This window comes from Nonomuraea sp. NPDC003707 (assembly GCF_053587055.1).
The window spans coordinates 122,966-135,993 of sequence record NZ_JBSFNK010000027.1; the positions used below are offsets into that span (position 1 = coordinate 122,966).

The window sequence follows — 13,028 nt, forward strand, 5'->3', positions numbered from 1 at the left end:
CTGTGCGCGCGCTGACAGCGGCGCCTCCCACGATGCGTCATATGAACGCATTCGAAGCCGAAGGGCTGGTCAAACGCTTCGGCGCGACCACCGCCCTGGACGGCATCACCCTTTCGGCCCCGCCCGGCACGGTGCTGGGCGTGCTCGGGCCCAACGGCGCCGGCAAGACCACCGCCGTCCGCATCCTGGCCACGCTGCTGCGCCCCGACGCCGGCCGCGCCACCGTCAGCGGCCTGGACGTCGTCCGCCACGCCTCCCGCGTGCGCCGCCTCATCGGCCTGACCGGCCAGTACGCCTCCGTCGACGAGGACCTGACCGGCACCGAGAACCTCGTCCTCATCGGCCGCCTCCTGGACCTGCGCATCGCGGACGCCAAGGCCACGGCCGCCCGGCTGCTGGCGGACTTCGGCCTGGCCGAGGCCGCCGACCGGCGCGCGAGCACGTACTCCGGCGGCATGCGGCGCCGCCTGGACCTGGCCGCCAGCCTCGTCGGCCGGCCCGACGTGATCTTCCTCGACGAGCCCACCACCGGCCTGGACCCGGCCAAGCGCGAAGACGTGTGGGCCATCGTCCGCCGCCTGGTCGCCGACGGCGTCACCGTCCTGCTCACCACCCAGTACCTGGAGGAGGCCGACGCGCTGGCCGACGCCATCTCGGTCGTCGACCACGGCAAGGTGATCGCGCACGGCACCGCGGCCGAGCTCAAGCGCGTCGTCGGCGGCCAGACCGTGCTGGTGCGCCCGGCCGACCCCGCCCGGCTGGACGAGGCCGCCGCCATCGTCGCCGCCGTGGCCGGCCGGCCCGCCGAATCGCCCGGCCGCGACGTCGTCACCGTCCCGGTGGACGGCGACGCCGCCTTCACCGAGATCGTCGCCAGGCTGGCCGCCGCCGGCGTCGCCGTCAACGAGCTGTCGCTCCGGCTGCCCAGCCTGGACGAGGTGTTCTTCACCCTCACCGGCCACCACACCGAACAGGAGGCCGCGGCATGAACCCCATCGCCGTACGAGAGGGGACGCTCCCCTCTCAGCCGGCCCGCCCGGCGGCCCCGGCGCGCCCCGAGCGGCGGCCGTTCGGGCTGGCCCGTCACAGCCTCGCCCTGGCCCGCCGCAGCGTGCTCAAGACGCTGCGCACGCCCGAGCAACTGCTGGACGTCACCCTGCAGCCGATCATCTTCGTGCTGATCTACGTGTTCCTGCTGGGCGGCGCCGTGTCCGGCTCGACCCACGACTACCTGCAGTTCCTACTGCCCGCGATCCTGGTGCAGACGGTGCTGTTCGGCGGAATGGCCACCGGCGTCAGCCTCAACACCGACATCAAGAAGGGGGTGTTCGACCGGTTCCGCAGCCTGCCGATCGGGCGCTCGGCCCCGCTCATCGGGTCGATGCTCGGCGATCTGATCCGGTATCTGGTGGCGGTGGTGGTGCTGCTCGGGTTCGGCTTCGCGCTGGGGTTCCGCGCGAAGACCGGGCCGCTGGAGGTGCTGGCGGCCTGTCTGCTGACGGTGTTCTTCGCCTTCTGCGTGAGCTGGGCGTTCGTGCTGCTGGGGGTGCTGATGCGCGAACCCGGCGGGGTGCAGGGGATGGCGTTCATGGTGCTGTTCCCGCTGACGTTCGGCACCAGCATGATCACCCCGAAGAGCACCCTGCCGGGCTGGCTGCAGGCCTGGCTGGACATCAACCCGGTCAACCACGCCATGAACGCCTCCAGGGCGCTGATGCTGGGCGGGCCGGCGGGGGCGTCGGTGTGGTGGACGCTGGCCTCCGGCGCGCTGTTCCTGGCCGTCTTCGCCCCGCTGGCCGTGGCCGCCTACCGCCGCCGCGCCTGACGGCTCACCCGCTGACCAGCGCCGCCGGGTCACGCTCCGGCGGGCCGGCGGGCCACCACTCCCCCTCGACCCGGGTGAAGGGGTACCAGCGGCCGTCGCGGCCGTAGCGCAGTTGCAGGGGGCCGAGGGTCCAGCGGTTGCGCCACGCCTCCAGCGGCGGCGGCTGCTCGCCCTCCCAACCGGCCTCCAGCAGGGCCTGCGACCTGGCCAGATCCTGGCGGGGCGGTGTCCAGGCGTGCTCGAGCACCTCCAGGCCGTGCGCGCCGCCGTACCGCCACGCCCGCACAGGCGCCTCCAGCCCGAGGTCAAGGTCGTGCTCGGCGGCCAGGCGGACGCGGTCCTGGTATTCGGAAAGCTCCGGCAGCCGCCCGTGCAGCAGCACCTCGCGCGCCCGCCAGGCGGCCGAGGCGATGAGCACCCCCAGGGCGGTCACGTCCACGCCCGGCGCCGGGTCCAGCACGGGCGGAGCGAAGGCGGCCTCGAACGGCGGGGGCTCGGGCAGCGCGGCCACGCCCGCCGCGAACGCCTCCACCGCCGGCGCCCCCGCGGCCGCGGCCGGCTTCTCCGGGGCCTCGCGCCCCTGCAGCGCCTCCAGCAGCTCCTGCTCGCCGCGCCCGCGCATCAGCAGCAGCACGAACGGGTCCGCGTCCAGCAGCCACGACGCCTGGTAGCACAGGGCGGCGGCGTGCTTGCACGGATGTCCCCAGTCCGGGCAGGAGCACTCCGGCTCCAGGTCGCCGACGGCCGGCAGCAGCGGCACGGCGGCGTCCTCGGCGGCCTCCACCAGGTCGTGCGGCATGTCACGGTCGAGCAGGGCCGCGATGTGCCCGCTCTTGGCGGCCACCTGGTCGAGGAAACGTTCCCAGGCGGCCTCGGTGAGCTGCTCGACGCGTACGACGGTGTCGTACTCGCTCTCGGTCACGGCGGCGATGCGGCCGGGGCTGACGGTGATGGGGCCGACCTGGCCGGTCTTGGCGTACGCGCGGCCCTTGCGCAGCAGCCCGTGATCCAGCGAGGTGTCCTCCATGGCCTTGACCCAGGCCAGCCCCCACCAGGAGGTGGCGAAACGGGCTCCGGCGCGTTGCGGAGGGAAGGCGGCGAAGCCGCGGGCGGCGGTCATCTGAGCTCCACGAGGGCGGCGAGTTCGGCGTCGGTCAGCTCGGTCAGGGCGGCTTCCCCGGAGGACAGCACGGCCTCGGCCAGCGCGCGTTTGGCGCCGAGCATCTCGGCGATGCGGTCCTCGATCGTGCCCTCGGCGATCAGCCGGTGCACCTGGACGGGCCGGGTCTGGCCGATGCGGTAGGCACGGTCGGTGGCCTGGTCCTCGACGGCGGGGTTCCACCAGCGGTCGTAGTGGATGACGTGGTCGGCGCGGGTGAGGTTGAGGCCGGTGCCGGCGGCCTTGAGCGACAGCAGGAACACCGGCACCCGGCCCTCCTGGAAGCGCTCGACCATCTCCTCGCGGCGGGCGACCGGGGTGCCGCCGTGCAGCAGCTGGATGGCCACGCCCCTGGCGGTCAGGTGGCGTTCCAGCAGGCGGGCCATGGTGACGTACTGGGTGAACACCAGCACCGCGCCGTCCTCGGCCACGATGGTGTCGACCAGCTCGTCCAGCAGCTCCAGCTTGCCCGAGCGGCCGGCCAGGCGAGGCGCGGCCTCGTGCAGGTACTGGGCGGGGTGGTTGCAGATCTGCTTGAGGCCCGTCAGCAGCTTGACGATCAGGCCGCGCCTGGCCATGCCGCTCGCGTCGGCGATCTGGGCCATGCTCTCGCGGACGACGGCCTCGTACAGGCCGGCCTGCTCGGTGGTGAGCGCGACCGGGCGGTCGGTCTCGGTCTTGGGCGGCAGCTCCGGCGCGATGCCGGGATCGCTCTTACGCCGCCGCAGCAGGAACGGCCCCACCAGCCGCGACAGGCGTTCGGCCGCCTCACTGTCGCCGGACTCGACCGGTTTGGCCCACCGCGCCCTGAACCTGCCCAGCGGGCCCAGCAGCCCCGGCGTGGTCCAGTCGAGGATGGCCCACAGCTCCGACAGGTTGTTCTCCACGGGGGTGCCGGTCAGCGCGACGCGCGCCGTGGCCGGGATCTCGCGCAGCGCCTTGGCGGTGCCGGAGGCGGGGTTCTTGACGTGCTGGGCCTCGTCGGCCACCACCAGGCCCCACGGGTGCGCGGCCAGGCGGGCCGCGTCCAGGCGCATGGTGCCGTACGTGGTCAGCAGGAAGCCCTCGTCAGGCAGCGTGCGCTGCGCCCCGTGGAAGCGGCGCACCGGCACGCCCGGCGCGAACTTGGCGATCTCCCGCTCCCAGTTGCCCAGCAGCGAGGCCGGGCAGACCACGAGCGTGGGCCCGGCGTCGGCACCCGAGCGGTGCAGGTGCAGGGCGATCAGTGTGATCGTCTTGCCCAGGCCCATGTCGTCGGCCAGGCAGCCGCCCAGCCCGAGCGAGGTCATCTGGGCCAGCCAGCGCAGCCCGGCCAGCTGGTAGTCGCGCAGCGTCGCCGCCAGCCCTTCGGGAGGGCCGGCGTCGGCGGGTTCGGCCAGGCGTTCGCGCAGCTCGCGCAGCCAGGCGGTGGGCTCCACGGCGACCTGCTCGCCCTCGACCTCGACCGCGCCGGTCAGGGCCGCGCCCAGCGCCTCGATGCCGGTCAGGGGCTTGAGGTCGCGCTGGCGGGCCTTGCGGGCCAGGTCGGGGTCGATGAGGACCCACTGGTCGCGCAGCCGCACCACCGGGCGGTGGGCCTCGGCGAGCCGGTCCATCTCGGCCGCGCTCAGGCGCTCGCCGCCGAGCGCGAGCTGCCAGTTGAAGCTGGTCAGGTGCTGTCCGCCGAGGAACGACGGCAGGTCGGACGGCTTGGTGTCGCGCTCGCCGATGACGGCTCGCGCGCTCAGGCCGCGTACCAGGGCCTTGGGCCAGTGCACCTCGACGCCGGCGGCGGCCAGGCGTTCGGCGGCGCCGGCGAGCAGCTGCTCGACATCGCCGTCGGTGAGCGCGAGCTCGTCGGGGACGGCGTTGTCGAGCAGCCGTTCCAGGCGCGGCCAGATACGGGCGGCCCGGCGCACGGCCAGCGTGGCCTCGATCCTGGCGCGCGGGCCGAAACCCGCCTCGCGACCCTGCCACAGGTCGGCCGCGTCGACGACGAGCGAGGGGTCGGCCAGGCTGTGCAGCTGGACGATCGCGCGGAACTCGGCGGCGGCCAGGTCGTCGGCCTCCAGGCGCAGCGACAGCCGTACGCCCGAGTCGAGGCCGGCCGCGACCTCCTCGGCCCAGGGGCGCAGGTGCGGAACCTTGACGGGCTTGGCGGCGGCGAAGGCGGTGGCGCCGGTGGCCCGTACGGCGCCGGGCGAGCGCGGCATGGCGTCGGCGACGGCGTCGAGGAACGCGCGTACGAGTGGCTCCGCCTCCGGCAGCCACGGCTCCGCCTGCTGCCCGGGCTGCAGAGGGATGGCGCGGGCCGCGGCGGGCATGGCGGCGGCCAGCTCGCGTACCCGCTGGATGTCGGCGGCGTCGAGCGGGCCCGCGCGCCACGAGTCGTGCTCCCCCGCCGACACCCCCGGCAGGATGCGGCCCCGCGTGACCAGCTGGAGCGCCACCAGCGCGGCCGCCCCCCAGAAGCGCGTCGCCGGGTGGGCCCGCGCGTCCATGCGGGCCCTGGCCAGCCCCGCCACCGCCTCCCCGACCGGGACGTGGGTGGCCGCGACCTCGCGCGTGCGCATCGTGCCGTCGTGCTCGTCGGCCACCGTCACCGCGGACGGCCCGTCCGGGTCGAGGAAGGTGACATGACCGGACCTGGGTGGGTCGCCGGGTTGGAACACTGCCGCGTGCTGGGCCAGATCCGTCGGGAAGCTCACGACCGTACAGTGTACGGTACGTAGGGGTGTGGTTTACCGCACCCCGCGATCAGAAGTCCGCCTCATTCCGGGCATATCCGATCATCCCTAGGCTTGAGCCCATGACTGATTGGCTGGTTGGACTGATGGAGGCTCTCGGCGCGCCCGGGGCCGGGCTCGCGATCGCGCTGGAGAACCTCTTCCCTCCCCTGCCCAGCGAGGTGATCCTGCCGCTGTCGGGCTTCACCGCGTCCAGAGGCGAGATGGACCTGCTGGACGTGCTGGTGTGCACGACGCTCGGCTCCGTGATCGGGGCGCTGGCGCTGTACTGGGTGGGGGCGCTGCTGGGCCGCGAGCGCACGCTGGCCATCGCCGCCAAGCTGCCGCTGGTCAAGACGTCCGACATCGAGAAGACCGAGGCGTGGTTCCTCAGGCACGGCCGCAAGACGGTGTTCTTCGGGCGGATGATCCCCATCTTCCGCAGCCTCATCTCCGTGCCGGCGGGCGTCGAGCGGATGCCGCTGGTGCCGTTCACGCTCCTGACGGCCACCGGCAGCCTGATCTGGAACACCATCTTCGTGATGGCCGGCTACCTGCTGGGCGAGAACTGGTCGCTGGTGGAGGCGTACGTCGGCATCGGCTCCAAGGTGGTGCTCGCGCTGGTGGTGCTGGCGCTCGTGGTGTTCGTCGGGGTGCGGCTGGCCGAGCGGCGCAAGGGCAGGCATGCGAGTCGCCGCTGAGGGGCTGCGGCTGCTGGGCGCGGTGACGCTGGGCGCCGTCACCGCCCTGGCCGAGCTGGTCTTCCTGCTGCCGGCGCTGCCGCTGCTGGGCAATCCGAACGTCACCGCCGCGGCCCGCCGGCTGGCCCGCCTCGAGGCGCGCCGCCTGCGCCTGGACCCCGACGCCCTCCAGGACGGCAGGCCCGTGCCCTACCTGGCCGCCCGCGTCCCGGTCGGGGTGCTGGGCGGCCTGGTGATCACGTTGCTCGTGTACGGGGCCGGCACCTACGTCCTCCTCCTGACCGCCTGGGCGCGCGGCGAGCGGTTCGACGGGATGGCGCCCTCGCTCCCGCTGGTCACCTACCTCGCGGTCGGCGGGATCGTCCTGCTGTTCCTGGCCCTGTCGGGCGTGGTGGGCGTGCACGCGCTGGAACGGCGGCTGGCGGTGCGCATGCTCGCCCCCGACCCGACCCAGGCCCTCGAACGCAGGATCGCCGAACTGTCCGAGAGCCGCGCCGGCATCGTGACCGCCGTGGACTCCGAACGCCGCCGGATCGAGCGCGACCTGCACGACGGGCTGCAGCAGCGGCTGGTGGCGCTGTCGATGCTGGTCGGACGGGCCAGGCGGGGCCGGCCGGAGCTGCTGGAGCAGGCGCACCAGGAGGCGCAGCAGGCGCTGGCCGAGCTGCGTGAGGTGGCCTGGCGGGTCTATCCCACCGGCCTGGACACCCTGGGCCTGGGCGAGGCTCTGGCGGGGCTGGCCGAACGGTCGAGCGTTCCGGTCAGGGTAGCCTGCGACCTGCGGCGTCGGCCGCCGATGGCGGTGGAGACGGCGGCGTACTTCGTGGTGTGCGAGGCCGTCACCAACGCCGCCAAGCACGCCGGCGCCACGCTCATTACGGTCGAGGTGCACGAGGAGGACGCCGCGGTGCTCGTACGGGTGCGAGACGACGGCGCGGGCGGCGCGCGGGCGGCCGGCGGCGGCCTGTCGGGGCTGGCCAGGCGGGTGGCGGCGCTGGACGGCGGCTTCGAGGTGAGCAGCCCGATCGGCGGGCCGACCACGATCACGGCGGTGCTGCCGTGCGGGTGATCCTGGCCGAGGACTCCACGCTGCTGCGCGAGGGCCTGGTGCGACTACTGCTGGAGGAGGGCCACGAGGTGCCGGCCGCGGTCAGCGACGGCGACGCGCTGGTCGCCGCGGTGGCCGAGCACCGGCCGGACATCGTGGTCGTGGACGTCCGCATGCCGCCGACCCACACCGACGAGGGCCTGCGGGCGGCGCTGGAGATCAGGCGGCGCTGGCCCGCCGTGAAGGTGCTGGTGCTGTCGCAGTACGTGGAGAAGCGGTACGCCACCGAGCTGATGAGCGCGGACGTCGAGGGCGTCGGCTACCTGCTCAAGGACCGGGTGGCGCAGGTCGGCGACTTCCTGGACGCGCTGGAGCGGGTTGGCGCGGGCGGGGCGGCCTTCGACCCGGAGGTGGTGCGTCAGCTGCTGGCCCGTACGACGCAGGTGGATCCCCTGGCCCGGCTGACGGCGCGGGAGCGCGAGGTGCTGGAACGGATGGCGCAGGGGCTGACCAACGCCTCGATCGCCCAGGCGCTGCACGTGTCGCAGAGCGCGGTGGAGAAGCACGTGAACTCGCTGTTCGACAAGCTGCGGCTGTCGCACACGACCGGCTACAGCCGCCGGGTGCTGGCCGTGCTGCACTTCCTGGAGTCCTGACCTGCCGCTCATCGAGGACCTCAAGGAGACGGCAGCTCCTCGACCCCCCTTCACGGGCTGCCGAACCAATGGCCGGCAGCCCGCTCGAACGCTTCACGATCAGGGGCGCGATCACCTGCCCAGGCGACCACGCCGTCAGGCCGGACGAGCACGGCACCCAGCCCGAGGTCGTCTCTCGCCGGCCCGGCCGCATACCGCATCCGGCTCTCCCAGCCCGTCGCCGAACCATGCAGGCGTCGGCCGACGCTGAAATCGAGCGCGACGCCTCGTCCGTCCTGCATCAGGTCGCCGAGGCGGGTGCCGTCCTCAAGACGGAAGTCCGGGGCGTTGCGGCCGACCAGCGGATGCTCGCCGCCGAGGTCGTGGCGGATCGACGATCCCGAGATCCTGTCGAACGCGTAGGTCGTTCCGTCGCGGGTCCCGAGCACGTCGCGCATCAGTCCTTGGATCGCCTGGGCATGCGGGTCCGGCCTCATGACCGCCGTCTGGGCGCGCGTCCAGTCGAGCACCCGGGCGCCGATCGGATGGCGCTCGCGGGTGTAGGTGTCGATCAGCCCGTCCGGTGCGGACCCGTGCACGGTCGCCGCGAGCTTCCATCCCAGGTTCATGGCGTCGCCGAGGCCGAGGTTGAGGCCCTGCGCCCCGAGGGGAGAGTGGATGTGCGCGGCGTCGCCGGCGAGCAGGACGCGCCCCTGCCGGTAGGTCGTCGTCTGCATCGCCCGATCGGTGAAGCTCGAAGCGAGATGGACGTCGTTCAGCGTCACGTCGGTGCCGGACACACGGCGCAGAACCGCCTGGAGGTGTTCGCGGGTCGACCGCTGCGAGCGATCGAAGGCGCCGCCGTCGAACTCCAGCATGCCAACGTACCCTTCCGCGGGCGTGCGCAGGTACATGCCCGTCGGCGTCAGATTGAACCCGGGGCGCAGCTTCCCGGGATCGGCGATGCCGGCGAGCACGACGTAGCCGGTGAACTGCGGCTCGGTGCCGGCGAAGCCGAAGCCCGCGAGCCCGCGTACCGCGCTGCGCCCGCCGTCGCAGCCGACGACCCAGCGCGCCGCGTACTCATGCTCGCCGGCCCGCGCGACCGCGATCTCGTCGTCCTGCGCGATGGCCGAGACCTCGACGCCGCGCCTGATCTCCACGCCGAGCGCGGAGGCCCGCTCGGACAGCACCGTCTCGACCGCTTCGAGGTTCGTCATCACGCCCTCCGTCGCCGGGCTGGGAAGCCGGAAGGGCAGGGCGGCGACGTTGACCTTGGCCGGATCGAGCATCATGCCGGCGAAGTGGCCCGCGCCACGAGGAGGTCCCTGCTCGTCGGCGCCGGGATAGTCGTCGACGCCCGACGCCTTCAGCAGCGGGTCCAGCATCCCGCGACGGTAGAACGCCTCGACCGACGTGGCGGACAGACCCCGCATCCCGAGCGGGTCCGCCTTCCACGGGGAGCGCGGCTCCGGCTCCCGCTCCAGCACCAAGACAGAGCAGCCCGCCAGGCCAAGCTCGCAGGCGAGGAAAAGACCGACCGGGCCGGCGCCCACGATCACTACGTCATGCACGAGAACTCCCTTCACAAGCCTCTTCTCCGAGGCAGGTGAAGACTGACGCGGGCCGCTCACACGGGGCGCACACGGCGCTGACACGGATTTGGGGACTCGAGGGTGCGTGCGCGAGGATCGAGGGATGGACGGGGATGCGCGGCTTCGCGTCACGCTGCTCGGCGCCTTTCAGGCGTCTCGCGGTGACGTGGCCCTGCCCGTTCAGGGTGCGCGGTTGCAGGGCCTGCTCGTACGGCTGGCGCTCGCCGGCGGGCGCGCGGTCGAGCCAGGCATCCTGATCGACGCGATCTGGGCCGAGGACCCGCCGACCGGCCCTGCCCACGCCCTGCAGGCCCTCGTCTCGCGCCTGCGCCGGACCCTCGGCTCGGCAGCCGACGTCGCGCAGGTCGTGGGCGGCTACCGCCTGGAGGTGGACGCGGCCGACGTGGACGCGCTGCGGTTCGAGCAGCTCACCTCGGCCGGCCGTGACCGCCTGCGCGCCGGCGACCCGGATGCCGCTGCGGCCGTGCTCGGCGAGGCCGTGGCGCTGTGGGGCGACCGTCCCGGCGCCGAGCCCGCGGTCGTCGCCGCGGTGGCGCCCGCCGCCGCGACCCGGCTGGCCCACGCCTCAGTCGAGGCCGTCGCCGACCTCGCCGACGCCGAGCTGTCCCTGGGCCGTGCCGACGCGGCCGCCGCCCGCCTGACCGCCCTGCTCGCCGAGCACCCCGTCCACGAGCGGGCGGCCGCGCTGCTCATGGACGCGCTCGCCGCCCAGGGGCGCCAGGCCGAGGCCCTGGCCCTGTACGAGCGGGTCCGCGAAACCCTGGCCGACGCCCTCGGCGCCGACCCGGGCACCGCCCTGCACGAGCGCCACCTGCGCCTGCTGCGCGCCGAGCGGCCCGCCCCGGACGCTTCGCGGACCAGGTCGGGCAACCTGACCGCGCCGCTGACCAGCTTCATCGGGCGCGAGGACGACCTGGCCCGGATCGACACGCTGCTCGCCACCGGGCGCCTGGCCACCGTGCTCGGCCCCGGCGGCGCCGGGAAGACCCGGCTCGCGCTGGAGGCCGCCCGTCGCCACCGCCACGAGTACCGCGACGGCGCCTGGATGATCGACCTCGCCTCGGTCACCGAGCCGACCAAGGTCGGCGCGGCCGTGCTCGCCGGGATCGGTCTGCGCGGCGGCGCGATGTTCGAGGCCCGGATGCGGGTCGAGGGCGACGACCTGGACCTACTCGCCGACCGGCTCGGTGGCCGGGAGAGCCTGCTGTTGGTCGACAACTGCGAGCACCTGATCGACGCCGTGGCCCACCTGGTCGCGGCGCTGCTGTCCCGCTGCGCCGGGCTGCGCGTGCTCGCCACCAGCCGCGAACCCCTCGCGGTCGACGGCGAGGCGCTGGTGCCGCTCGGCCCGCTCGCGCTGCCCGGGCCGGACGACGGCGTCGAGCAGGCCCGGCGGGCGGCGTCGGTACGCCTGTTCACCGAGCGGGCCGCGGCCGTGCGCCCGGGCTTCGACGTGGACGAGGCGACGCTGCCCGAGGTCCGGCGGGTGGTCCGCGGCCTGGACGGGATGCCGCTGGCGCTGGAGCTGGCCGCGGCCCGGCTGCGGACGTTGTCGCTGCCCGAGTTGGCCGACGGGCTGTCCGACCGCTTCCGGCTGCTCACCACCGGCAGCCGCACCGCGCTGCCCCGGCACCGAACGCTGCGCGCGGTCATCGCCTGGAGCTGGCAGCTGCTGAGCGAGCACGAGCGTACGGTCGCCGAACGCGTCTCGATCCTGCCCGGCGGCGTCACGCCGGCCTCGGCCACCGCGCTCTGCGCCGGCACCGCGGTGCCGGCCGCCGAGATCCCCGAGCTGCTCGCGGGCCTGGTCGACCGGTCGCTGCTGCAGCTCGCGCCCGACCCGGGCCGCTACCGCATGCTGGAGACGCTGCGCGCGTACGGCACCGACCGCCTGGCCGAGACGGGCGACCTCGGCACCGTCCGCGACCTGGCCGCCCGATACTTCGCCGAGCTGATAGCCCGCTACGACCCGCAGCTGCGCGGGCCCGGCCAGCTGGCGGCCATGCGCGTCATCAGCGCCGAGTACGACAACGCGCTGGCCGCCCTGCGCCGGCGGTGCGACATCGGCGACGCCCCCGGCGCGGTCGCTCTCGCCCTGAACCTGACCTGGTACTGGCAGATGTTCGGCCGGCAACCCGACGCGGCCTACTGGCTGGGCGAGGCCCTGGCGGTGCCCGGCGGCGGGCCGACGCCCGCCCGCGACTGCGCCCACGCGATCTACCTGATCGACCGGGTCGAGACCCGGCCAGGGATGACCGCCGAGGAGGTCGCCGACGACCAGGCGCAGATGCGCGAGCTGGCCGACCGGCTGCTCGCGTACCCGGAGCTGCCGGGACCGTACGGCGTGATCACCGCGCTCATGCAGGAGGAGAAGACCAGGCTCGCGATCATCGAGCGCCTGGCCGAGGGCGACGACGTCTGGCTGTCCGGGCTGGCCCGCCTGTTCCGGGCCCGGTTCGCCGAGAACGCGGGCGAGCTCGACACGATGCGCACCGACGTGGAGGCGGCCCTGGCCTGCTTCCGGCAGGCCGGCGACCGCTGGGGCCAGGCCGGCGCGCTGCCGATGCGCGCCCAGCTGCGGCAGTACGACGACGACCTCGACGGCGCGCTGGCCGACCTGCACGAGGCCCGGACGCTGGCCGGCGAGTTCGGCTCGCTCAGCCTGCGCGACGAGGTGTACAGGGACCTGCGCTGGATCGACCTGCACCTGCGGCGCGGCGAGACCGACGTGGCGATCGCCATGATCGACTCGACCCGGGAGCGGGCCCGGCGCGCGGCCTCTGACGAGATGCTGATCCTGGTCGACGCGCGCGAGGCCGGCTTCTGGCTGCGGCACGGCGACCTGGACCGGGCGCGGCAACTGCTCGACGACGCCGAACGGGGTCTGCACGGCGACGCCACGTTCCCCGGTGACCACGTGCGGACGCTGGTAAGCAACGTACGGGCCTCGCTCTGCCTGGAGCTGGGCGACCTGGCCGGCGCGGAGCAGATGCTGGCGAAGGCGTACGCGGTAGCGCTGGAGACCGGGGACCTGCCGATCCTGTCGCTGGTGGCGGTGAACGCGGCCGCGCTCGCCGAGGCGCACGGGCGGCATGACGAGTCGGCCGTGCTGCTCGGCGCCGCCTCCCGGCTGCGCGGCACGCACGACCGCACCGATCAGCAGGTTCGCGAGCTCACCCGCCGGGGGCGGGCCGCGCTGGGCGAGGAGGCCTTCGCGGCGGCGTACGGGAAGGGTCGCGGGAGTAGAGACGTCTTGGACCGGCATTTCCTCGCTGGTCAGTGAGCCGTCGGGCTGAGGGCGAGTCCCGCTCGCGCGTGCCGGCGAAGGACCCGCGGTGG

The 13,028-nt window shown here is 74.1% G+C and carries 9 protein-coding genes; 6 read left to right on the forward strand and 3 right to left on the reverse strand.

Annotated features, from left to right (window positions below; genetic code table 11):
• Positions 1-41 precede the first annotated feature (41 nt).
• On the forward strand, positions 42-989 hold the full coding sequence (locus ACWDRB_RS46790; protein ID WP_355203715.1) for an ATP-binding cassette domain-containing protein: 948 nt from the start codon (positions 42-44) through the stop codon (positions 987-989).
• Complete coding sequence (locus ACWDRB_RS46795) at positions 986-1,825, forward strand: ABC transporter permease (RefSeq protein WP_449905363.1); 840 nt, start codon at positions 986-988, stop codon at positions 1,823-1,825. Before ACWDRB_RS46790 ends, ACWDRB_RS46795 begins: the two co-directional genes overlap by 4 nt.
• Before the next feature lie 4 nt (positions 1,826-1,829).
• On the opposite strand, the gene ACWDRB_RS46800 is transcribed toward ACWDRB_RS46795, so the two are convergent.
• Together ACWDRB_RS46800 and ACWDRB_RS46805 are read right to left on the reverse strand one after the other, a co-directional pair.
• Entirely contained in the window at positions 1,830-2,945 is a 1,116-nt protein-coding gene (locus ACWDRB_RS46800; RefSeq protein WP_449905365.1) for an SWIM zinc finger family protein, read from the reverse strand.
• The gene (locus ACWDRB_RS46805; RefSeq protein WP_449905367.1) at positions 2,942-5,671 is read right to left on the reverse strand and encodes a DEAD/DEAH box helicase; all 2,730 of its coding nucleotides are present in this window, start codon (positions 5,669-5,671) and stop codon (positions 2,942-2,944) included. Before ACWDRB_RS46805 ends, ACWDRB_RS46800 begins: the two co-directional genes overlap by 4 nt.
• A 101-nt stretch (positions 5,672-5,772) precedes the next feature.
• Between ACWDRB_RS46805 and ACWDRB_RS46810 the strand changes: the two genes are divergently transcribed.
• The 3 genes from ACWDRB_RS46810 to ACWDRB_RS46820 are packed head-to-tail and all read left to right on the forward strand — an operon-like array spanning position 5,773 to position 8,094.
• Positions 5,773-6,390, forward strand: coding sequence for a DedA family protein (locus ACWDRB_RS46810; protein WP_449905369.1), 618 nt, complete (start codon positions 5,773-5,775; stop codon positions 6,388-6,390).
• Positions 6,374-7,459, forward strand: a complete 1,086-nt coding sequence (locus ACWDRB_RS46815; RefSeq protein ID WP_449905371.1) for a sensor histidine kinase — start codon at positions 6,374-6,376, stop codon at positions 7,457-7,459. The genes ACWDRB_RS46810 and ACWDRB_RS46815 overlap by 17 nt, the downstream gene beginning before the upstream one ends.
• On the forward strand, positions 7,450-8,094 hold the full coding sequence (locus ACWDRB_RS46820) for a response regulator (RefSeq protein ID WP_449905373.1): 645 nt from the start codon (positions 7,450-7,452) through the stop codon (positions 8,092-8,094). The genes ACWDRB_RS46815 and ACWDRB_RS46820 overlap by 10 nt, the downstream gene beginning before the upstream one ends.
• Positions 8,095-8,144: 50 nt before the next feature.
• Here the strand turns inward: ACWDRB_RS46820 and ACWDRB_RS46825 are convergent, their stop codons facing one another.
• Positions 8,145-9,647, reverse strand: coding sequence for an FAD-dependent monooxygenase (locus ACWDRB_RS46825; RefSeq protein WP_449905375.1), 1,503 nt, complete (start codon positions 9,645-9,647; stop codon positions 8,145-8,147).
• A gap of 124 nt (positions 9,648-9,771) precedes the next feature.
• Here ACWDRB_RS46825 and ACWDRB_RS46830 point away from each other — a divergent pair, with 124 nt between their 5' ends.
• A complete protein-coding gene (locus ACWDRB_RS46830; RefSeq protein ID WP_449905377.1) occupies positions 9,772-12,972 on the forward strand; it encodes a BTAD domain-containing putative transcriptional regulator in 3,201 nt (1,066 codons plus the stop codon).
• The last annotated feature ends 56 nt before the right edge of the window (positions 12,973-13,028 follow it).

What these genes read in the sequence shown, in the direction of transcription:
- ACWDRB_RS46790 (WP_355203715.1), top strand. Translation starts at nt 42, where the DNA reads ATGAACGCATTCGAAGCCGAAGGGCTGGTCAAACGCTTCGGCGCGACC.
- ACWDRB_RS46795 (WP_449905363.1), top strand. Translation starts at nt 986, where the DNA reads ATGAACCCCATCGCCGTACGAGAGGGGACGCTCCCCTCTCAGCCGGCC.
- ACWDRB_RS46800 (WP_449905365.1), bottom strand. Translation starts at nt 2,945, where the DNA reads ATGACCGCCGCCCGCGGCTTCGCCGCCTTCCCTCCGCAACGCGCCGGA.
- ACWDRB_RS46810 (WP_449905369.1), top strand. Translation starts at nt 5,773, where the DNA reads ATGACTGATTGGCTGGTTGGACTGATGGAGGCTCTCGGCGCGCCCGGG.
- ACWDRB_RS46815 (WP_449905371.1), top strand. Translation starts at nt 6,374, where the DNA reads ATGCGAGTCGCCGCTGAGGGGCTGCGGCTGCTGGGCGCGGTGACGCTG.
- ACWDRB_RS46830 (WP_449905377.1), top strand. Translation starts at nt 9,772, where the DNA reads ATGGACGGGGATGCGCGGCTTCGCGTCACGCTGCTCGGCGCCTTTCAG.